This is a genomic window from Nostoc sp. UHCC 0870 (genome assembly GCF_022063185.1).
In the GTDB taxonomy this organism is placed as follows: domain Bacteria; phylum Cyanobacteriota; class Cyanobacteriia; order Cyanobacteriales; family Nostocaceae; genus Trichormus.
The window spans coordinates 5,448,591-5,471,850 of the sequence record NZ_CP091913.1 but is presented as its reverse complement, the minus strand read 5'-3'; the positions used below and the strand labels follow the sequence as shown (position 1 = coordinate 5,471,850).

Below are 23,260 nucleotides of genomic sequence, written 5' to 3'. Positions count from 1 at the left end.
AGGTGACAGGTGACAGAAAAAATTGGGTAATTAATTCTGTCTATGTACTTAGCTATGCTATTTAGACATTTTCCTTACACCAAGTCCTTATTAACGCTAGCAGCGCGAGACAACCAAACTTGGCGAAAATTTTCTTTCAATCCCTCTACTCCTGCTTCTAAATCGGTAGCAAATAAATTAGCAATTGGCTGGAGAATTTCATCCAGAGTTGCAGCCGCATCAGCATTACAGGTGATTAGTTGCAGCAGTCTGGTGTCATCGCTGACAATGCGATATCATCCTGGTTGCAGTACTTGAGACGCTACTATCTAGGGTAGTTGTCCGTTGTGGGCTTGTTGATGAAAATGGCAATAACTTAGAAGACGAGGAAAGGACATTACCAAACTGGATGCTGCATCCTGAGCGCATCTACCAACACTTCAACGGTAAGTTAATCAATTTTGAACAGGACTTACGCAAGTGTCACAATCGATGGTTGGTGCGTGACGCTACAAGTCTTATTACTACGTTCAAATACTTTTGCAGCGTCACATATCCTACATAAAAAATATGCCAGTTGCGTAAGTCCTATTGAAGTCTAATCCAATAGTAAAGATAATGTGATCAATACAAGATAATTTTAAAGAAAAGGTAAATTTTTCTGTTGCTTAATCAGACTTTAAAAAAATAAACCTTACTAAATAGAAGCGTTTATTTTTGACACTTAAGACAGTTTAAAGCATCCTTAATTATTGGTTAAATATGCTCTAATCCCTTGTATATCTTGTCTTTCTTAAGTAAACATCAATTATACTCTGTGAAATACTGGGTTTTAAAAGCAACACTAAAATCACAAATTTATTGCATATATTATGTATATAAAAAGATTTTTAGCAAAAAAACATATCAAATTAGCTTGACAAATGGAGTTAAAAGTTGATACAAGGTTAATGGCTAGATGAAACAGTAATAATACCGATTTAAAAAACGTTTGCAATAAATATTCTATTCTTACCAAGGAGGTATCACAGAGAAGAGTTGAGGAAGGATATTTTCCATTTACCTACCGCATTCTTTTTCAAATTGGTATGTCAATTTACAGATTTTAATAAAAATCTACATTGTTGACTAGGAAATTACGACGATCAAATACCGTCCATCCTAGAATTGTTGAGAGTGTTGCTAAAGTAATTAGCTGTTCTGCAAGCAAGCCTTTTATTTGATTTTTATTGGTGCAACCTCAGCTTTGGGCTGGTTTGCGCTAGTAAGAATAAGTATACATTTGTTTATTCTTCAATATTGTCCGTTTATGTTCCCTGAATACAGCAATAAATAAGGCTGTGCCACGCCAGCTATCAGGAACTAAACTAGATGACTAAATTTTCTTAAGTGTTAGTTTTCTCAGATGTTCTGTGTTGAGTGGGTTCTATAGAAATAAATTCTATAAATCCTGGAATGTGCCTCACCGTAATTGATATTACATAACAAAATTCAGGGACTATTCAAATTGTCCCAACGTATTTTTTGTGTAGCCTCTTAATCATTAGCCTGATGACTCGGCGTTTGCTCATAATTTTACAGCGCTCCATCCAAGCATTGGAGCGTTGGATCGCCCATCAGGCTATTGCCGGAACAAATCCAGATTTTCCTTCTGCCGCAGTATATTTGTGAACTTGAGTTGCAAAATTTAGATCATTTTTTCCGAAATCGGACTGGATGCCTTTATTTGAATTCCAACCGATAACTAGTTTTATTTTGGAGGCTACCCAATGACAACAGTCTTTTACCCACCAAATACGGGTGAAAAGCTCATTTATACCTTGGGAGAGACACTCTCAGAACCGGAACTGCAAAGCTGTTTAACAGCAATGGCAATTGTTGAGCCGCCAATCACCAAGCAGTTTTGGGAATCAACACAAGCTAACCCTGGTATATACATTATTCTTACGGGTAAAGTTAGAGTCTCAGATATCTCTGATAATCTCATTACCACCTTGTCTGCCTCGTCTTCCTTCGGCGAATTGACTCTATTCCCGCAAGCAAATTTTATTCCTTACGTTGCTAGAGCTTCAGCCAACTTGAAACTTGCCTATTTGCCGCAAGAGGTGTTGCAAGGGTTGATAGATAAATATCCCAACATCCAACAACATCTATTTAACCGCGCGGAACTTTGGGATTTGCTGTTGTTATGTCGCCAAAATTCCCAATTTCCACCCCACGTCTCCCATGTGGAAGGTTTTTTACAAGCCCTCTCTTTGTTTGAGCGTCATGAATTGGTAGATGATTTAGTAGATACACGTATTTCCCAAGAAACTAAGTTATGGTTGCTACAAAGAGGCACATTGCAGCATTCAGATGGTAGCTCTCTAACGCCAGGTAACATCTCTGTACAACCCCAACAGGGCAAATGGCAAGTACAACAGCCAGCAACTGCCTACGTCCTTAAACAATCTCATTGGCAACTAGCTCTAGAACACTGTCCCCAATTAGCATTATTCCTTGATCCCCAAGGCCGTCCAGAAACTACGGTTAATCGTCAACGCCGCAAAAGCCGACCGACAACAGAACGTCTGGAATCCCAAGGTAAGATCATTGCTTTTCCCCAAAAAACCCAAGAGACAAAACAACAACAAAAAAAACCGCATCCTTACTTTCCCAGCCCGAAAGTCCAAGTAGGACACTGGTGGGGACGCCTCACCAAGCGTTATCCCTACTACGCCCAACAAAGTGCCTCGGACTGTGGTTGTGCTTCTTTGGTGATGATTGGTCGCTATTGGGGTAAGCAGTTCAGCGTCAACCGCCTACGGGAGATGACTAACGTCGGGCGTAGTGGTGCTTCCTTAAGTGCGATCGCCGCCGCCGCCGAAAGCCTGGGTTTCGCCTCTCGTCCCGTGAAAGCCACCCTAGATAAATTCGCCGAACAATCCCTACCGGCGATCGCTCACTGGGAAGGTAATCACTTCATCGTTGTCTATGAAATCACCAACACCAAAGTGATTGTCGGCGATCCTGCTATTGGTCAACGTACCCTCAGCCGCAAGGAATTTGCAGAGGGTTGGACTGGCTACGCCCTACTTTTACATCCTACATCCTTACTCAAAAGTGCCGAAAAACAGGAAATAGGCCTGTGGAAGTTTTTTGAATTAGTCAAACCCCACTACAAAGTACTACTGGAAGTCTTTATCGCTTCCGTACTCATGCAATTATTTGGGCTAGTGACGCCAATATTCACCCAGTTATTGCTAGACCGAGTCCTGGTACAACGTAGTTTGACTACCCTCAACGCCGTTGGTTTGGGGATGATCGTTTTTGGTTTGTTTAGCATTGCCATGAACGCAGTGCGAAGCTACCTACTCACTCATACCGCCAACCGGATTAGCATCTCTCTGTTGGTAGGTTTTATCAAACATACCTTCCGCTTACCTTTAGCCTATTTTGAATCCCGCTACGTCGGAGACATCATTTCCCGCATCCAAGAAAACCAGAAAATTCAGAGCTTCTTGACTGGTCAAGCCCTGTCCATCATCTTAGACATGCTGACACTAGTCGTCTATCTAAGTTTGATGTTTTCCTATAGCTGGCAAATGGCATTATTTGTCCTGCTGACTGTGCCACCATTTTTCATTTTGGCACTGGCTAGTACAAGTATTTTGCGCCGCATATCTAGAGAAGTTTTTAATGCCGGAGCTAAAGAAAACAGTTACATTATTGAATCTCTCAGTGGCATTCGCACAGTCCGTTCCTTATCAATTGAACAGACTGTCCGTTGGCGATGGGAGGAACTACTCAATGATTTAGTGAGAAAATCTTTTAACGCCCAAGTAATCGGTATTCGCCTTTCCGTAATTAGTAGCTCCATCAATACCTTTACTACTACAGCATTGATGTGGTTTGGTGCTTGGCAAGTCATTCAAGGCGAACTCACCGTAGGGCAACTAGTAGCTTTTAATATGCTGGTGGGTAATGTCTTGAGTCCCTTCCTCAGATTCTCCCAACTTTGGAACGAATTCCAAGAAATCGTCATCTCCGTCGAACGTCTCAACGACGTCTTGGAAGCAGAACCAGAAGAAGACTTACAAACTAAACCCCGCAAGACTTTAGGAAGATTGCGCGGACATATCCGCTTCGAGAATGTCACCTTCCGCTATCACCCAGAAAGTAAGACTAATGTCCTGGAAAACCTCAACTTTGAAATTAAACCAGAGCAAATGGTGGCTCTAGTAGGACGTAGCGGTTCTGGGAAAACCACTCTGAGTAAATTAATTTTAGGTTTATACCCAACGACAGATGGCAAAGTCTTAATTGACGGACATGATATATGTGGGCTATCTCTGCGATCGCTCCGTTCTCAAGTCGGCGTTGTAGATCAGGATACATTCCTATTCGGTGGGACTATCCGCGAAAACATCTCTATCGCCCACCCAGAATCTACATTAGATGAGATGATCCAGGCTGCACAACTAGCTGGAGCCGACGAATTTATTCAAAAATTACCACTAGGCTACGAAACCCAAATTGGTGAAGGCGGGGGCATGCTCTCTGGTGGACAACGCCAACGCCTCGCTATTGCCCGTGCCCTACTGGGAAATCCCCGGTTATTACTGTTTGATGAAGCTACAAGTCACTTAGATTCCGAATCAGAACGCATTATTCAAAACAACCTCAAAACAATTCTTAAAGGGCGCACCAGTATGATCATTGCCCATCGTCTTTCCACGGTACGCAATGCGGACTTAATCCTGGTTCTCGACCAAGGAGTACTGGTGGAAAGCGGCACTCACGATGAACTCATCGCCAAACAAGGACATTATTACTATCTCAATCAACAACAACTAGCTCAAGTGGGATAAATCTGGCGAATAGAACATTGGCAAAGACGTAGCACTGCTACGTCTTATACTCCTGAGAAAAACTAAGTAAGTTAGCAGGAGTCAACTGCCCCACCCACAAGGGGATGGGGTTTTACGCTCGCTCAATAAACAGAACTACGCTACGAAATTTCAATACAACTGAAACCCTTACCAATGACAAAGAACAAAGAACAAAGAAAGACCCTCTCCAGTTAACTGTATTTATACCAACCTACTTATGCCATATATCTCTCCCAATACTTCATCCCCGCTTTCGGAAGCAAAACAAGACGAGCATTCTAACTATAGATATCGAGAAGAATCCCCAGCAGTTGAACAGCAATCAGAATTATTAACCAACAACCAAGAGTCAGAGCGCGATTTATTCTATGGCACGGAAGAATTATTAGATGCCTTACCTAAACGATGGACACATGGGGTGTTGTATACACTGATTGGCTTCGCAGTTCTCGGCATCCCTTGGGCGACACTCTCCAAAGTAGATGAAACTGGTGCAGCCAGAGGACGTGTAGAACCCAAGGGTGCAACCCAAAAATTAGACTCTCTAGCAGGTGGCAGTGTCAAAGGAGTCAACGTCAAAGAAGGAGATACAGTTAGAGCCGGACAGGTTTTATTGGAATTAAATTCCGATATCTTGGAAACAGAAGTGCAACAAACAAAAAGCAAATTAGAAGGGCTACAAACTCGGCGATCGCAATTAGAACTACTCAAAAACCAATTACTGCTGTCAATAGGTGTACTGGAACAACAAAATCAGTCCCAAGCATCCGAAAAACTCGCTCAAGTTAACCAAGCCCAGCAAAATCTTGATGCCAAACAAAGTACATACAACCTCCAAAAGTTAGAAAGACAAGCATTACTTTCTCAAGTACAGCAACAAATTAACACGGCTATCAATGAGCAAAAAGCAGCCAGTGCTAGGTTGAGTATCGATACCAAACAAGTCCGACGCTTTAGCCAACTGGTTAAAGATGGTGCGGTTTCAGCCACCCAAGTTGACGAACTCAAAAAACAAGAACAAGAAAGTAAGCGACTTTATCAAAGAAGTAAATCAGACATCACCCAAGCCAAATATCGGTTGACCGAAGAACAGAGTCGTTATCAAGCAACTATTAGTCAGTTAGAGTCTGATATCAAACAAGCAAAACTCCGACTGCAAGAAGCCCAAAGCAGCGCCGAAAGTGTAGCCCAGTCGGGGAAACTCGCTGTTCTGAGAAGTCAAGAACAACTCAAAGATTTACAAACACAAATAGCCGCAGTGCGATCGGAAATTGCTCAGACTCAAAGCCAGATGACAGCTATCAAACTGCAACTACAACAACGCATAGTGCGATCGCCCATTGATGGTGTCATCTTTGAACTACCAGTCACCAAACCAGGCGTAGTAGTCCAATCAGGACAAAGAATCGCCCAAATCGCCCCCAAAAACACCGACTTCGTCCTCAAAGCCCAAATACCTAGCCAGGATAGCGGTTTTGTGAAACTCGGAATGCCAGTCAAAATCAAATTTGATGCCTACCCCTTCCAGGAATATGGCATTGTTCCAGGAAAAGTTACCTGGATCTCTCCAGACTCCAAAATTAACACCTCCGCCGAAGGTAGCATCGGCATCTATGACCTAGAAATCACCCTAGACCAACAATATGTTCAAAGTGGTAACAAACGTATTCCCCTCACCGCAGGACAAACTGCAAATGCTGAAGTCGTCATTCGCCAGCGACGCATCATTGACTTTGTCTTAGATCCATTCAAAAAACTGCAAAAAGGAGGTTTAGAAACGTAGTTCTTGCATCTAAATCAGATCCTTCACTGCTTGAATAAATCGGGGATCACGATACCTAGCATTTACCATAATTAATCACAATCAACTACTACTACACTAGGAGCACAGGTATGCATCCCATTGACCTCATGAGAAAATATGGCTGGAGTTACCTCGAACTAGCTACAGAGTTTGGCGTTTCAGAAGTTGAAGCTAGGCGCTGGGGCTTTAGAAAAACTGCCACCAACTATCGCAACCCCCCAATGATGGCTTACAAATTAGCAGAAAAAATTGATAAAGAATTATCTAAAGAATTATCAACTATATCTGTCTCTGCATAAGTTATGCCAATTCGTAATTCGTAATTCGTAATTACGAAAGCCCAGCAAAATATGGTTTTCAGGGTCTGAATCTGTTGCCTGATTTTGGAAAGTTGGTATTAAGTTTTTCGTGGAACTCTCAGCAATAACAAATAACAAATAATAAATAACAACCCTCTAGTGAACTTTGATTTACCCCAACCCAAGTAGAACCATTGTTACCACCAAAGTGACCTAGACAACTCTTTAGCGTCCGGGTTCTAATAGTAGGAGTCAAGTGTTGAGGCTCTATCTAACCCAGTTTCTGGGTTCAAAAAGTCCTATGGAGAAACTGCATCATGACCGAAAATCTGACCATACTAGCCTCAGAGATTATCCATAGTCTTAAACTTTCATGTCAGATGCCTGACGTCATCAAAAAAATAGCATCGCAACATATTGTTGCTCAAAAAGCCCAGGAAATGGGAATTGCAGCTACTCCCGAAGAGTTACAACAAGCAGGGGATGATCTGCGCCTAGCTAAAAAACTCGTCAAAGCTAAAGACACATGGGAATGGTTAGAAAAGCACCAAATTTCTGTCAACGGGTTTGAAAAGCTAATACGTCAAGATGTCCTCGAAAAAAAACTGGCTCAACATTTGTTCTCACAGCAAGTCGAAAAATTTTTTTACGAACGTCAACTTGACTATGCTGCTGCGGCTATCTATCAAGTCATTTTGGAAGATAGAGATTTAGCCTTAGAGCTTTTTTATGCTCTAGAAGAAGGCGAAATCAGTTTTCCAGAAATTGCTCGTTTATATATCCCAGAACCAGAAAAACGTCGAGCCTATGGCTATCAGGGACTAAAACATCGCAAAGATTTACGCCCAGAAATTGCATCTGCTGTCTTCGCAGCTTCACCGCCGGTGGTACTCAAACCAATAACAACATCTCAGGGTACACACATAATTCTTGTGGAAGAAGTCATTCAACCACAATTAGATGATAACTTGCAGCGAAAGATTATTGCAGAATTGTTTAATGACTGGCTAGAGCAAGAAATTCAGTATTTAAACATTACTACACACTTTGATTTTGATGATTCAAATGTACAAAAAACATATGAGCGACTCCTAAATCATGCTTAATTTAACCTGCTTAATTTAACCTGTGAAATACAGCAAGCAATTGGTCACAAACAAATTCCCAAACAAATTAGTTAATTTTCAGGAAGCAAAACAATGATTATCTCTGATATAAACTACTTAGAAGCTGCTAACGAAGAAATCTTTGGTGGCAGAGGCATCAACATCAACAGCAGATTTGTATTAAACAAAGCATTTACGACTAACGTTAACATCACAGAAATATTCAACAACCAGACCAGCCTAAACTTGAGTAGTTTGAGTGGTAACAGTTCTGAAGTACTAGGTATTTTCAATTTTGGTTTCATTTACATTTCACAAAATAGCTAGGTTGATTATCGCCAACTTAATTAAGCCCAATATTAAGCCCAATGTTTAATGGTAAAAGAAACTCATTTTTGATTGGACTTATTAGATTTTTGTGCCTAAAAATAAGTAAAATATTTGCTTTTTTTTTAACAAGTATTCTTAAAGTTTTGATTGATTTCCTGGCAATAATTTTACCACCAGGAAATTTTGCTGTTTTGATAAATAACTGTTTATTAAAAATAAATTTCCCAAAAAAAACGCAAAAAGTTGTTGACTTTTGATCAAAAAAAGACTACATTATAAATGTGAGCAATAAAGCAATTACTCACAAACAAATTCCCAAACAGATTAGTTAATTTTCAGGAAGTAAAACAATGATTATCTCTGATATAAACTACTTAGAAGCTGCTAACGAAGAAATCTTTGGTGGCAGAGGCATCAACATCAACAGCAGATTTGTATTGAACAAAACAGTTATCGCTAACGTTAACATAAGAGAAGTATTCAACAAACAGGTTACCCTAAACGTGAGTGGTTTGATTGGTAACGGTGCTGAAGTACTAGGTAGTGCTGATGCTCAAGGTAACAATACTTTCACCAGCATTATCTTCGGCACTCAAACAGAAGAAAACTCTTCTGAATCCTTCATTAACGCTAGTTCTTTTACAAGATAATTAAACTAAATTACTTGTAACCTTGTGCGGATAAAACAAGCTTTGCAAGTGTATTTAGTACCATGTAAAAACTAGTGAAGCTGAAAGCTTGTCATCAAGCTTTCAGCTTTAATAGGGCAGAGGTTTATGTGCTAAAAAATCTAAAAATTCCCAAGTGTAATTTTGGGTTGAGAAACGAAACATCACCCACTGATATTATTAACTTTTTAAGCAAACAATATATTGTCTGGATACTCTAACTAGATTGGTTATCAAATAAATGGGTTGGGTTATAGCAATTTCCAGTCAAGTGATGTACAGAAATAATATTTTTCAACCCAATTGAAATGCAACTATTAAATCCTATATTTATATCAGGAGAACAATCAGATGACAGACACCAATGACTTCTTACAAAGAGTCTTACAAAGAACAGAAGAAATCAGAACCAGGATAGCATCTATTGGTAGTCCTAACCAAGAGGGAACTAATGGCAGAGACTTTCTGACAGCACCAAGATTTCAAGATAGTTTTATTGATGGTAGAGGTGGCGATGACCGGATATTTGGTGGGTTTGGTAATGACACCCTTTTAGGGGGAGATGGTAGGGACTTGATTGATGGTGGCTTTGGTAATGACTTGATATTCGGTGGCAACGGTGATGATAGATTATTCGGAGGTCTGGGAGATGATGAACTCTTTGGAGAGGCTGGTAACGACTTACTTGTAGGAGGTCTTGGTGACGACTACCTTGATGGTGGGGACGGTAACGACAATCTTGTGGGTGGACCAGGTAGCGATATTCTGATTGGCGGATTTGGTAACGATATCCTGATTGGTGCCGGTGGTGGTGAGCAACTAGGAGCAAATCCTCAAATAGATGTCCTCATGGGAGGACCTCTAGAAACTGATGGTTTTGATGGACAGCGTGACGTATATGTGCTGGGTGATGCGAATGGCCCTTTTTACACCTCCTCTGGTGAGGGCGAGTTGGATGAATTCTTAGGTTTGTTTGGTTTAACTGGTAGCGTAGATTATGCTTTAATTCTTGGCTTTGAGTTAGGAATTGATGCACTCGATTTGGGGGGGGCAAGTGCAAGTTATAGCGCATTCACACTGGGTGGTCTTGTGAGTGACAGTGACGACACACTAATTTTCGCTAATAATGATCTAATCGCAATTGTAGCAGGAGTGGATATTACCCCTCTATTTGCATAAAGTGCTTACCTCTAATACCATAACATTTTGACTTTTTGACTAATGTGCATTACATAACATAGAGTTTATGCTTTGCAATTCAGAATGTCAGATATTTTTTTTCGACTTCTCTCCTATAAGGAGAGAAAATTTAATATATCTAAATTAATTAATAAAAATTGTTTTTTGCTTTTTTTATGTAACATATATGAACCATGAATAACGAAAGCAACTTTGAATCTACCATTAAATCTCTAATAACGACAGCTGTGGAAAAACACCAAGCAGGTGAGTTAGAGGCAGCTGAAATCATATATAAACAAGTATTACAAATAGAAGTTGCAGATACTGAAGCTGATTTTAAAAGTCAATATTACCCTATAGTCATCGGCAATTTAGCAAACGTTTATGAAAAACAAAGCAAGTTAGATGTAGCCATTCAGTTGTATCAACAAGCTTTGGAACTAAAACCTGATTATGGGGAGATGTATTATAATCTGGGGAATGTGTTCCAGCAACAGGGAAAATTAGATAGGGCTGTAGAATCTTACCAGCAGGCTTTAAAACTCAAGCCTAACTTATTTCAAGCCTATCATAATTTAGGTAATATTTTCCAACAACAGGGTCAGTTAGATATAGCAGTGGAATGCTATCAACAAGTTTTAAAAATACAACCCAACTATTTCCAAGCCTATCATAATTTAGGGAATATTTTCCAACAACAAGGAAAGTTAGATATAGCAGTGGAATGCTATCAACAAGCTGTAAACATTAGACCTAACTATTTTCCGTCTTATCATAACTTGGGCGGTGTATTCAAGTTACAGGGTAAGTTAACAGCAGCAGTCAGTGCTTATCAACAAGCTATCAAGTTACAACCAAATTATCCCGAAGCTCATTATAACTTGGCAAATGCCTATTATGAACAAGGCAATCTAGAAGCATCTCTAGGATCGTACCAGCAAGCCTTACAGATCAATCCTCATTTTGCTCCTGCTAAGTTTGGCACTGTTATTGGTCAGCTACCCATCATATATTCCAGTGTGGCAGAAATCAATATTCAACGCCATCATTATCAAAAACATCTCCAAGATTTAGTTGCAAGTTATAAATTAGCCGACTCTTTAGAACTGGCAAAAAATGCAGCTGCGGTGGGTTCTCTACAACCTTTTTATCTCGCTTATCAATGCTTAAATGACCGGGATTTACAAAAAATTTACGGGGAATTAATCGTAAAAATTATGGCGAGTCGGTATCCCCAATGGAGCCGTCCTCTAGACTTGCCAGATTTACCCTCAGATGGCAAGATTCGGATTGGGTTTGTTTCTCGATTCTTTTATAACCATTCCAATTGGAAAATTCCTATTAAAGGTTGGATAGAAAACCTCGATAGGAGTAAATTTGAATTATTTGGCTATCATACCGATGCTAAACGAGACCAAGAGACTTTAAGAGCAGCAGCAGTATTTGATCAATTTACCCAAGAAGCACTGTCATTAGAACAATGGTGTGAACTAATTCAACAAGACAAATTAGATGTGCTGATTTTTCCGGAATTCGGCATGGACTCTATGACAGTAAAGCTGGGTTGCTTAAGATTAGCACCAATTCAAATCGCCTCTTGGGGACATCCTGATACCAGTGGTCTACCAACAATTGATTATTACTTGAGCAGTGAATTGATGGAACCAGAAAATGCTCAAGACCACTACACAGAAAAGTTAGTTAAGCTGCCTAATTTGTCGATTTACTACACACCTTTGGAGATAGAAGCAGAAACAGTAACTAAACAAGAACTGGGAATCGGCGATGGGGAAATCATGTTCTGGTGCAGCCAAGTGCTATTCAAATATTTACCTCAACATGATGATGTATTTGCCCGCATCGCTCAGGATTTAGTGGCGTGTAAATTTGTTTTTATTAAATATGACCGGGGTGAATATGTAACGGAGAAATTTCAGCAGCGTTTAAGTCAGGCTTTTGCCGCATACGGTCTGGACTACCAAGACTATTGCATATTTTTACCACGGATGAATCCTCATAGATTTGCTGGTGTTGCTGCCATAGCAGATGTGTTTTTGGATAGTATTGGTTGGTCTGGATGTAATTCTACATTAGAAGCGATCGCCCACAATATACCCATCATTACCTTACCTGGTGAATTGATGCGGGGTAGACATACTCTGGCGATGTTGAAAAAAATGGGTGTAGAAGCAACTATCGCTGCCACAAAGGATGATTATGTAGAAATTGCCCTACATTTGGGACGAGATGCGAGATATCGGCAAGAAATATCCCAAGAAATTGCTGATAATAAATATAAATTGTATCATGATTTCACACCAATCAGAGCGCTAGAAGACTTCCTGTGGCAGATATGCTCTACGGCATCTAGAGATAATCAACACCATCCATCCCTAACAAATTATGCTGAGGTATTGGAGGTACAATCTCTAGTAAATGCGGCTTTTGAAACAGCCAAACTAGGTAAATTATATGCCGCCGCATCTCTCTACAAACAAGCATTACAAATCCAGCCACATCATATCTACGCTCAAGTTTCCCTAGCAAAAATATATCAAGAACAAGATCGATTAGATGAAGCAATTGCTGCTTATCAACAAGTTTTAGCCCTAGCACCAAATCGCTTCGTTGCTAGTATGGCACATAATAACTTGGGTAATGCCTTCCAAACTCAGGGAAACCTAGAAGCTGCTGTAAAATCTTACCAAAAAGCTATAGAAATTCGACCAGATTCAGTCGATAGCTACTACAATTTAGGCAATACACTATCTGAAAAACTAGAATTAGCAGCAGCAATTGAGTCCTATCAAAAAGCCCTAGACATTCGACCAGACACAGTTATAGCTAAATTCGGCATTTGTATGGGGCAGTTGCCTATAATTTATCAGGATACTGCCGAAGTTGAAATGCGGCGTAGTAATTATCAAGAACATCTGCAAAATCTAGCAAACTACTATCAGCAAGCTAGCCTCGAGGAATTAAAAAATGCATCGGTAGCTGTTGGTTCATTACAGCCTTTCTATCTTGCTTATCAATGTCTCAACGACCGACCATTACAGAAAATATATGGGGAAATGTTGGTACATATTATGTCCCATTGCTATCCCCAGTGGAGTCAACCCTTGAGTGTAGGGGAATTACAACCCGATGAAAAAATTCGCATTGGATTTGTTTCCAGATTTTTTTATGAGCATTCTAATTGGAAAATTCCCATCAAGGGTTGGGTAGAACAGTTAGATAGGAGTGAATTTGAGTTATTTGCTTACCATACAGATGTCAAACTAGATGTGAATACCACACAGGCTGCCAAAGAGTTTGATAAATTTATCCAAGGTTCACGGACATTTGAAGCATGGTGTGAATTAATTCAAAAAGATAAATTACATATTTTGATATTTCCAGAATTTGGCATGGATCCGATGACAGTCAAACTTGGTTGCTTGAGACTCGCTCCCATCCAAATGACTTCTTGGGGACACCCAGATACCAGTGGCTTACCGACAATTGACTATTACTTGAGCAGTGAATTAATGGAACCAGAAAATGCTCAAGCACACTACACAGAAAAGTTAGTAAGGCTGCCAAATTTATCCATTTATTACACACCCCTACCCATTCAAGTTGAGAAAATTAGTCGGCAAAATATTGGCATTGCTGATGATGAAATCATGTTCTGGTGTTGCCAATCTTTATATAAATATTTACCCCAACATGATGATGTTTTTCCTCGTATAGCCCAAGGTTTACCCCAGAGTAAGTTTGTCTTTATTGAAGCATCACAAGGCAAACATATCACAGAAGTATTTCGCCGACGCCTCAGTAGTGCTTTTGAGGTTTTAGGATTGAATTACCAAGACCATTGCATCTTCTTATCACGGATGGATAGCAATGTCTTTTCTGGAACTGCCGCTATTGCAGATGTGTTTTTGGATAGTTTGGGTTGGTCTGGATGCAACTCTACCCTAGAATCCATAATCCATAACATTCCTGTTGTGACCATGTCAGGGGAACTGATGCGGGGACGACATTCTTTGGCTATTTTGAAAATGATGGGTATTGAAGAAGCGATCGCATCCAGTAAAGAGGAATATGTGCAAATTGCCATCCGTCTGGGGAGAGAGCCAGAATATCGCCAATACCTTTCCCGATTAATTGCCGCCAATAAACATAAATTATACGGCGACCTTACACCAGTGAGAGCGCTGGAGGATCTTTTCTTCCAGGTAGTCAATAAACCCAGAAGGTTCACTGCGGCTCAGGTAGGTGATGTGCTGCGATTAGCAATGGAAGATCATCGTTCCCAACGCCTAGCCCAAGCCCAACAAGGCTATTACCAAGTTTTAGCACTCCAACCAAACCACCCAGAGGCTTTATATGGTTTGGGAGTATTAGCACAGCAAACAGGAAACTTCCTAGAAGCACAACGATTTTTGAGTATATCTGTGCAAGTACAGCCAGACTCAATTAAGGCTTGGTTTAGCCTTGCCAATTTACTACAAGCGCAAGGACAACTATTAGCCGCAGAATCAGCTTACCGAAGAGCGATCGCCCTGAGACCAGATACAGGCATACTCTACAACAACCTAGGATTCAACCTACAACAACAAGGTAAATGGGAAGAAGCGATCGCAGCCTATCGCCAAGCTCTACAACTACAACCCAATTGTGTAGAAGCAGATGTCAATTTAGGTAATGCCCTCCATGCTCAAAATCAACTTTCTCCAGACAAGCAAATTCATTATGCAGAATTAAACTACAAATTGGGTTTGAATCGCAAAAAAGCAGGAGATTTACAAACAGCCACAGCTTATTTCCAAAAAACTTTAGCACTGCATTCCACCCACGCAGACGCTCACAAATGCCTAGCAGAAATCTACAAAAATCATCAGCAAATCGAGGAGTTACAAGTGATTTACCAGTAGTAATATTCAACTTCAATTATCAAAATCCCATCAATTAAATCTGGGCAATCTTAGATTTTAAGAATTATCCAATAGTTGCATCTGGCAACAGATGTAGCGGTTACACCAAATCTAGCTGTAGCAAATTATCAAATTCTAGTTCTAGTTCTGTTTCAATTTTTCAGCCTCGTTAACTTAGCAATAGCATCATCACTTCAGGAGCAGAAAATATGTCGCTCGACATTTTAGAAAGAGTCAAGGATTTTTTATTTAGGCTAGTTAAAGACGAAGGTTTTCGCACTCAATTAATGAGTGATAAAATCGAGGAAATTAAAAAAGTTATGTCAGAAAATGGCTATAACTTTTCTCAGCAAGAATTTGAAACATCTGTGATCAAAATCTTAGAATTGAAAGAATCAGGTGAGTTTGAAGAATTGACGGAGGAAGAATTGTTAGGTGCTTTTGGGGGATTAACAACCGCTAGAATTAATCGTGATCGAATAATCGCACAATCACTTTATGGTGTGATCTACTGGCCTCCTATAGGACATCCCAAGCCGCGTCCACGACCAAAACCATGGCCACAACCACAACCCCTGTATGGCATTGTAGTTGATCCGATTGATCCTATTGTTCAACCCTTATACGGAGTGATTGTTGCAGAATAAAAAATGTAACTTACTTAGCTTGTTTTGAACAAAACTATACAAATCGCAATTTAATTACCGTAAAAATGACTTACCATCGTAAAAGCTATGCAGTTTGGGAAATTACCTTAAAATGTAATTTAGCCTGTAGTCATTGTGGTTCCCGTGCCGGACATGAGCGTACCAAAGAACTTTCTACTGAAGAAGCTTTGGATTTAGTCAGGCAAATGGCAGAAGTAGGAATTAAAGAAGTCACCTTGATTGGTGGTGAAGCGTTTCTGCGTCCAGACTGGCTAGAAATTGCCAAAGCTATTAACGATGAGGGAATGCTTTGTGGTATGACCACTGGTGGTTATGGGATTTCCCTAGAAACTGCACAGAAAATGAAAGCGGCGGGAATTCGCACTGTCTCCGTTTCCATTGATGGTTTGGAAGCAACCCATGACTGTCTGCGGGGAAAAAAAGGTTCATGGAAGTACGCTTTTAAAACCATGAGCCATCTTAAAGAAGTGGGTATTGCCTTTGGTTGCAACACTCAAATTAACCGCCTATCAGCCCCAGAGTTTCCCCGTATTTACGAGTGCATTCGTGATGCAGGTGCGCGTGCTTGGCAAATTCAACTGACTGTACCAATGGGGAATGCTGCTGACAATACAGACATTCTCCTTCAGCCTTATGAGCTGCTAGATATTTACCCCATGCTGGCTCGCGTTGCTCGTCGCGCCTATAAAGAAGGGGTACAACTCCAAGCGGGAAATAACATTGGTTATTACGGTCCTTATGAACGCCTGTTGCGGGGACGGGGTAGCGAGCATGAATTCTCATTCTGGCAAGGTTGCAACGCTGGACTTTCAACCTTGGGAATAGAAGCCGATGGTGCAATTAAAGGTTGTCCCTCATTACCTACCACTGCCTACACAGGCGGTAATATTCGAGAGCGTTCCTTACATGACATCATTGAAAATTCCGCCGAGTTGCGCTTAAACTTGGGAGCCGGTACACCAGAAGGTACGCAACACCTCTGGGGTTTTTGTCAAACTTGCGAATTTGCGGAACTTTGCCGTGGTGGTTGCAGTTGGACTGCCCATGTTTTCTTTGATAGGAGAGGTAATAATCCTTATTGCCATTATCGTGCTTTAGCCCATACACAACAAGGGCTAAGAGAGCGAGTAGTTCCGAAAGTGCAAGCCCAAGGTTTGCCCTTTGATAACGGTGAATTTGAGCTAATTGTGGAATCTATCGATCAACCTTGGCCAGAAAATGATCCACTAAACTTTAGCGCTGACAGTATCCAGTGGTCTGAAAGTTGGCAGGAAGAATTAGAAAATTCTGATGCGTTAGTGAGGTAATTAACCGTGGCAAATACACAAGATTTATCGTCAAATCAGTCAGGAAATCTTCCTTTGCTACCTCGTTCAGCTTGGAAGAGTCAAATAACTCATTTAAAGATTGTCTTGCAGGTGAAGCAAAGTTTAGATCGAAGCGAAAAGCTCTATGCAGCAGAGGTAAAACCAATTCAAAAGTAAAAATACCCTATCAGAACTGGATTGATGAGTGAGAAAAAATCAAGTTAGGAGAAGGAGATGACAACCCTTGCAGAAGCCTTTCAAGTACCTGTTCAACACCATCGAGCGCATCGCTTAGACCAAGTCGAGGCAGGTTACCGCGAGATTCTCACAGCCCAGCCAGACCAGGTAGAAGTATTGTATGGGTTGGGGGTGCTAGCACGGCAAAAAAGCAACGACGCTGAAGCCGAGAAGCTGTTTCAAGCTGTCCTGCAAGTGGAGCCAGAATCCTTTAAAGCTTGGTTTAGTTTAGGCAATTTATATCAAGAGCAAATCGAGGAGGTACAAGTGACTTACCAATAGTAATATTCAACTTCAATTATCAAAATCCCATCAATTAAATCTGGGCAATCTTAGATTTTAAGAATTATCCAGAGATGTTTTCATTGTCAATAATTTGTCAATAATTTGTGAATTTTAATTTAATGAAATCCCATGAAAAATAACCATTTTGTCCAAAATTGAGTTAATATAAATGTGGGCAACTGAATAACAATTGCCCACAGCAAAAAATTCCCAAAAATAAGTTAGTAATTTTCCGGAGAAACTTTTATCTTCTCTCTGGCGTATCAGATAGAAACTAAAAGAAGCTTTTTCTCCCTAACCCCTTCTTTGACTTGTTTAGCATGTCTAAACACACATAAACATTACCAGTCAGGATTAATCATGGCTCGCTACCGAGTTGTTTGCCAACAGATAGACTTACCAGACTTGAAGATCATAGCCGAAGCTAAAGCTTTTGACAAGTCAACTGGTAATGCTACCGCAGAAATACATCAAGATGTGTCCGTAATAGTTGCATCTGGCAACAGATGCAGCGGTTACATCAAATCTAGCTGTAGTAAATCATCAAATTCTGGTTCTAGTTCTAGTTCGGTTTCGATTTCTCAGACTCATTAACTGGTGCGTGTCAATATAACAAGTACCACAATGGGTTGAGAATGCCTAAATACAGTTAACCTTTAACCTCAGGAAAGGTCATTACTATGGTAATTACAGACTTACAATATTTAGAGAATCTTGCCACAGACGATTTGATTTTTGGTTCTGTAGGAGTAAGTGTGACATCAGCTGCATCAGCCTCCGGCTCACCAACTTACACTTTTGCAGGTGCAAATGTGATTTCCAGAAGTCTTCGTAATGGCGGTGGCATTGCAATTGGGAGCGGTTCTGCTTTGGCAGTGGGTGATGACCCTAATGCCTATGTGATAGTTACAGGTGATGGTGATATTGTAATTGGCAAAACTAAATTTTTAAAATTTAACGATATTGCTTTTGCCAGAGGTTGGGTTATCGCTATTGATTTACCTAAGAGACTGTTAAATTAGTAAGAAAAAATCAAGTTAGAAGAAGATGATGACAACCCTTGCAGAAGCCTTTCAAGTAGCTGTTCAACACCATCGAGCGCATCGCTTAGACCAAGCCGAGGCAGTTTACCGCGAGATTCTCACGGTCCAGCCAGACCAGGTAGAAGTATTGTATAGTTTGGGGGTGCTAGCACGACAAAAAAGCAACGACACTGAAGCCGAGAAGCTGTTTCAAGCTGTCCTGCAAGTGGAGCCAGAATCCTTTAAAGCTTGGTTTAGTTTAGGCAATTTATATCAAGGTCAAGGTCAGTGGGCAGCAGCAGTGTCAGCTTACCAAAGGGCTGTGGAGATTCGTCCCCAGGAAGCAGCTATTTACAACAACCTCGGCTATGCTCTGCAACAACAAAACAAGTTGGATGAAGCAGTTGCTTGCTATCAAACAGCATTGGAAATTGCCCCTGATTGCACCGAAGCTGATGTCAACTGGGGTAATGCACTCCACGCCCAAGGAAAACTTTCACAAAACCAACAACTCCACTATGCCCAATTAAATTGTCAGTTGGGTGTGGCTCATGAGCAGGCAGGGGATTGGCAGACTGCTCAAGTTTACTATCAACAGGCGATCGCTTTGCAACCAGACTTGGCGATCGCCCATGAACGGCTAGAAAACCCTCTAACTGCACAGACAAGTCTTTTGTCTTTTGATATTTTTGATACACTAATCACCCGTTTTTGTGTCGATCCTGATGAAATATTCTTGCAAGTTGAGTGCTTAACTAACTTCGAGAACTTTACCCATTACCGCAAGCAAGCAGAGCATTATTTTCTGAGAAACGTCGAAAATTATGACTTGGATGATATCTATCTGAGATTGGCTCAAGAGCTAAATCTCAATAGGCAAGATATCGAATATTTAAAAGATGCAGAAATTGCCGCAGAACTTCAAAACGTCATTGGGATTAAAGAAAACTTGGATAAAGTTAGAGATGGCGATCTGCTTGTATCTGATATGTATCTTCCCGAAGATGTGCTGCGGAAAATGCTGCAAAAGGCTGGGTTAGAAAAGCCAGTAAACCTTTACGTAACAGCTAAAGGCAAACATAACGGTACAGCATGGCGTGAAATTACTAATGGGATGAGGATTGCCCAACATCTGGGAGATAATCCCCACTCAGATGTACAGATGGCCCAAAGATACGGCATCAGAGCCAATTTGTACCAAGGGTCTCAACTCTCGCCTGTAGAAAGTGCGCTCCATGAAATTGGCGCGCAGAATCTAGCAAGAGTTATCAGGAAAATTCGTTTAGGAAATCACTTTAAAGAGCCTTTAAAACAGGATTTTTATCATTGTTTCGTTCAAGGTAACTTGGTTATTTTAGTTATCTTCTCAGTCTTTTTGTTACGAATGGCTGAACGAAATCAGATCGAAAAATATTTGTTTTCCAGTCGAGATTGTTATCATTTACATAAGATATTTTGTCAGATTGCTAAAAACAGCGAATTTGCTGTTGATGGCGAATATTTCTTTACCAGTCGTTTAGCCCGTGTCAAATGCAGTGAAGATTATGTAAATTATTTACTACATCTTGTAAAAAACAAGAAAAATTCCGCCATTGTGGATTTGGTAGGTACAGGTTTGTCCCTATCTCATATGTTAAAAAAAATAGACCAAGATTTGTCTCTGTCCATTGTCTTTTTTCATCATACATATCTCAATAGGGTGAAAAAAATCTATCTAGATAATGAGCTACATTCAGCCATATTTTCTCTTATTTCTCCTGGAAGGCTGAATCTCAATATTGATACCCTAGAAACTTTGAATTACATCAATCAGCCAATGGTTAGGGATGTTCTCAAACAAGGGGAAAATGAATATGTACCCGTTTTTTACTCCCATCGGATTCCCAGTGAAATCTCTAACATAATTGATTGTGCGGAACAAATTATTGATGATTTTTCCCATCATCTTAATCCAGAAATTGTTGAGGAGATCATTCACTGTGTAGATGAGGAAGATTTTACACGTTTATCTATTGCAATATATCAACAACTTTCTCAGCATGATCAGCTTTTATCTTATTTGATGTCTTTTCATGCTGAAGAGAATCAAGGTATTGAAGATGAATTGTCTGCTAGATTGGCAGATGGGGGTTAGAGGCTGTTTGAAAAGTTTTGTCAGGTATCCTTTGTCATTCTGAGTGGAGCTTTGCGGAAGGTAAAGCCTGCGGCATAGCTGCGCTTAACGCGAAGCGTTCCGAAGGAAAGAATCCGCGTTTTCACCGTTATACTGGGATGCTTCCTTCGTCAGCATGACATAAAAGGGGACTTTTCAAACACCCTCTTAGCAAAGACAAGAAATGTTGATTAAGTAAAACTTAGCGATCGCATACATATATTAGGCTCTCACATAAATGCGATCGCTCTAGGTTTCCTTTTAGATACGAAATAGACGATGAATCCTAGCCACAGCACCCCAAAAGCAATTTTTCTGACCATGATTTGTTGTAATTAACTGAAGGCTTCTGAGAGATAATCAGCAGCAGCCGTGACAACTGCGATCGCACTTTCGTAATCTAGGCGTGTTGGGCCTAAAACTCCTACACTCCCTAACGGGACTGCACCCCGGCGATAAGTGGAAGAAATTAAGGTACAAGTCCGAATTGGTTCTAGAGGGTTTTCTGCGCCAATCCGCACCGTTACCTTTGATTTGGTGGTTTCTTCTCCCTCTGTTTCTTCAAAGATTAATCGCCACAGTTGTTCTTGTTCTTCTTCCAGCAGGTGGAGAATTGTTTGCACTTGCTGGAGTTCGGAAAATTCCGGCTGACGCAAAACTTCCGCTACACCCCGCACCATAATTTGAGTAGCAGTTGGTGCAAGAGTCCGCCGCGCTAATTCAGCAACGGAATCTTTTAAGAACTCTCCATAAAGTTGAAATTCCCGATCCAACTTACTCCAGTCTAGGTTGCTGATTTCTAGCAGACTTTGCCCCCGCAGGTGACTATTTAAGAAGTTAGAAACAATCTGCAACTCCCGATCAATTACGTCTGAGTCGGGTTTTGTTTCTGTTCTGGTTGGGGGTAAATCCATCAGCTTGGAATGGGTTTCATAGCCATCAGTTACCAAAATCAGCATGATTCGTCCTGCTTCTATCTGCATTAATTGCAGATGTCGCACAACTACTGTGTGGGTTTGAGGCATGGTAATCAAGCTAATACACCCACTCAAGCTAGCTAAAATCTGCGCTGCTCCTTGTAAGAGTATTTCCATACTCCAGTCTTCCCACTGGAGACGCTGCTGTAAAGCCTGTTCTACATCTTTGGCTAAAGTATCCGTTCGCGTAGTGTCTCGCAGAGAGGGTGTAATTAGTTGGTCAACATAGATGCGATAACCTGAGTCAGAAGGTACTCTCCCAGCCGAGGTATGTGGTTGGTAAAGTAACCCAGATTTTTCTAGGACACCCATCACATTCCGAATGGTGGCTGAACTAACCCCCAGGTCATACTCATCGACCAAAGCTTTTGAACCCACAGGTTCTGCTGTAGCTATGTAATGACGCACCGTTGCCCAAAGTATATGCTGTTGTCGATTTGTCAACTGGACTTGCATAAGAGTATGTTTGACGGAGAGCAAATTTTATTCAAGCTTTAAAAAAGTTTTTGAATATGAATACCAAAAATTTAAAATTGACTAATGAAATTAGCGAAATAAATATTTAATTCTATTTTAGTAGATAACGTGAAAGTATTCAGTTGCTATTGGTCTAGCACATTTTTATGTCGAAAACTTTGAATTACAACTATTATTTATCTTTTTCGGTATTATTATATAGATTCATCAAGTAAATTGTATTCTTAGATACGTATTTTTTCGGGGATTGGGTATTGGGCATTAGTCATTATCGACGGCTTCCTTGTCTCCCCTACACCCCTACACCCCTACACCCCTACACCCCTACACCCCTACACCCCTACACCCCTACACCCCTACACCCCTACACCCCTACACCCCTACACCCCTACACCCCTACACCCCTACACCCCTACACCCCTACACCCCTACACCCCTACACCCCTACACCCCTACACCCCTACACCCCTACACCCCTACACCCCTACACCCCTACACCCCTACACCCCTATACCCCTACACCCCGGTTACTGAGCGAAGTCGAAGTACACCCCTACACCCCACCCTGCTCAATACTGGGGAATAGAACGGTCAACTAGGATCGAATAAGCATCAATCCCACCTGAAATATTTTTCACATTTGTAAAACCCTGAACAACTAACCACTGGCACATTTGGGCTGAACGGATGCCATGATGACATAGCACTAATGTTTCAGCATCAGGATTCAATATTGTGTGAATTTGTTCTGACCACTGAGTAAATTCACTCAGTGGTAAGTTAACAAAACCGTCAATTTTTGCAAGTGCTAATTCTTGTGGCTCACGTACATCTACCAACTGAATACTTGCATCATTAGTAGCCAGACGTTGTGCGAGTTCTTCTACACTAACTTGAGTTATGGGTTGACCCGAAATATTCCCTGTCATGTCGTTTTTGTAAACAATCCTATATTATTCATGTTGACAGAAAAT

The 23,260-nt window shown here is 40.7% G+C and carries 18 protein-coding genes; 15 read left to right on the top strand and 3 right to left on the bottom strand.

The window, feature by feature from the left end; all coding sequences use genetic code 11:
- Positions 1–1,748 precede the first annotated feature (1,748 nt).
- From L6494_RS23245 to L6494_RS23230, 4 genes are all read left to right on the top strand, one after another.
- Complete coding sequence (locus tag L6494_RS23245) at positions 1,749–4,829, top strand: peptidase domain-containing ABC transporter (RefSeq protein ID WP_237990097.1); 3,081 nt, start codon at positions 1,749–1,751, stop codon at positions 4,827–4,829.
- 238 nt (positions 4,830–5,067) lie between these two features.
- Positions 5,068–6,633 (top strand): HlyD family efflux transporter periplasmic adaptor subunit, encoded by a 1,566-nt coding sequence (locus L6494_RS23240; protein ID WP_237990096.1) that lies wholly within the window; start codon positions 5,068–5,070, stop codon positions 6,631–6,633.
- A gap of 110 nt (positions 6,634–6,743) precedes the next feature.
- Positions 6,744–6,953: a hypothetical protein gene (locus L6494_RS23235; RefSeq protein WP_237990095.1), complete on the top strand. Its 210-nt coding sequence runs from the start codon at positions 6,744–6,746 to the stop codon at positions 6,951–6,953.
- 317 nt (positions 6,954–7,270) lie between these two features.
- Positions 7,271–8,059 (top strand): peptidylprolyl isomerase, encoded by a 789-nt coding sequence (locus tag L6494_RS23230; RefSeq protein ID WP_237990094.1) that lies wholly within the window; start codon positions 7,271–7,273, stop codon positions 8,057–8,059.
- Positions 8,060–8,172: 113 nt separating this feature from the next.
- Here the strand turns inward: L6494_RS23230 and L6494_RS23225 are convergent, their stop codons facing one another.
- A complete protein-coding gene (locus L6494_RS23225; protein ID WP_237990093.1) occupies positions 8,173–8,364 on the bottom strand; it encodes a hypothetical protein in 192 nt (63 codons plus the stop codon).
- Between the two features lie 375 nt (positions 8,365–8,739).
- Here L6494_RS23225 and L6494_RS23220 point away from each other — a divergent pair, with 375 nt between their 5' ends.
- The 10 genes from L6494_RS23220 to L6494_RS23175 all read left to right on the top strand — a co-directional run bounded on the left by L6494_RS23220 (position 8,740) and on the right by L6494_RS23175 (position 20,814).
- Positions 8,740–9,039: a hypothetical protein gene (locus L6494_RS23220; RefSeq protein ID WP_237990092.1), complete on the top strand. Its 300-nt coding sequence runs from the start codon at positions 8,740–8,742 to the stop codon at positions 9,037–9,039.
- A gap of 369 nt (positions 9,040–9,408) precedes the next feature.
- Entirely contained in the window at positions 9,409–10,236 is an 828-nt protein-coding gene (locus tag L6494_RS23215; protein ID WP_237990091.1) for a calcium-binding protein, read from the top strand.
- 194 nt (positions 10,237–10,430) lie between these two features.
- Positions 10,431–15,161, top strand: a complete 4,731-nt coding sequence (locus L6494_RS23210; protein WP_237990090.1) for a tetratricopeptide repeat protein — start codon at positions 10,431–10,433, stop codon at positions 15,159–15,161.
- Between the two features lie 209 nt (positions 15,162–15,370).
- Positions 15,371–15,808: a Nif11-like leader peptide family natural product precursor gene (locus tag L6494_RS23205; RefSeq protein ID WP_237990089.1), complete on the top strand. Its 438-nt coding sequence runs from the start codon at positions 15,371–15,373 to the stop codon at positions 15,806–15,808.
- A 65-nt stretch (positions 15,809–15,873) separates the two neighbouring features.
- Positions 15,874–17,136 (top strand): nif11-class peptide radical SAM maturase 3, encoded by a 1,263-nt coding sequence (locus L6494_RS23200; protein WP_237990088.1) that lies wholly within the window; start codon positions 15,874–15,876, stop codon positions 17,134–17,136.
- A gap of 6 nt (positions 17,137–17,142) precedes the next feature.
- A complete protein-coding gene (locus L6494_RS23195; RefSeq protein ID WP_237990087.1) occupies positions 17,143–17,313 on the top strand; it encodes a hypothetical protein in 171 nt (56 codons plus the stop codon).
- Between the two features lie 57 nt (positions 17,314–17,370).
- Positions 17,371–17,655 (top strand): tetratricopeptide repeat protein, encoded by a 285-nt coding sequence (locus tag L6494_RS23190; RefSeq protein ID WP_237990086.1) that lies wholly within the window; start codon positions 17,371–17,373, stop codon positions 17,653–17,655.
- A gap of 363 nt (positions 17,656–18,018) precedes the next feature.
- Positions 18,019–18,252 (top strand): hypothetical protein, encoded by a 234-nt coding sequence (locus L6494_RS23185; protein ID WP_237990085.1) that lies wholly within the window; start codon positions 18,019–18,021, stop codon positions 18,250–18,252.
- A gap of 86 nt (positions 18,253–18,338) precedes the next feature.
- Positions 18,339–18,680, top strand: a complete 342-nt coding sequence (locus L6494_RS23180) for a hypothetical protein (protein ID WP_237990084.1) — start codon at positions 18,339–18,341, stop codon at positions 18,678–18,680.
- A 25-nt stretch (positions 18,681–18,705) separates the two neighbouring features.
- Positions 18,706–20,814 (top strand): tetratricopeptide repeat protein, encoded by a 2,109-nt coding sequence (locus L6494_RS23175; RefSeq protein WP_237990083.1) that lies wholly within the window; start codon positions 18,706–18,708, stop codon positions 20,812–20,814.
- A 353-nt stretch (positions 20,815–21,167) separates the two neighbouring features.
- Here the strand turns inward: L6494_RS23175 and hrcA are convergent, their stop codons facing one another.
- A complete protein-coding gene (gene hrcA, locus L6494_RS23170; protein WP_237990082.1) occupies positions 21,168–22,265 on the bottom strand; it encodes a heat-inducible transcriptional repressor HrcA in 1,098 nt (365 codons plus the stop codon).
- 275 nt (positions 22,266–22,540) lie between these two features.
- Here hrcA and L6494_RS23165 point away from each other — a divergent pair, with 275 nt between their 5' ends.
- On the top strand, positions 22,541–22,885 hold the full coding sequence (locus L6494_RS23165; protein ID WP_237990081.1) for a hypothetical protein: 345 nt from the start codon (positions 22,541–22,543) through the stop codon (positions 22,883–22,885).
- Here L6494_RS23165 and L6494_RS23160 read toward each other — a convergent pair.
- Positions 22,856–23,215 carry a rhodanese-like domain-containing protein gene (locus tag L6494_RS23160; RefSeq protein WP_237990080.1) on the bottom strand — a complete coding sequence of 120 codons (360 nt, stop codon included), beginning with the start codon at positions 23,213–23,215 and terminating at the stop codon, positions 22,856–22,858. The two genes, L6494_RS23165 and L6494_RS23160, sit on opposite strands and share 30 nt — an antisense overlap.
- Positions 23,216–23,260: the final 45 nt, after the last annotated feature.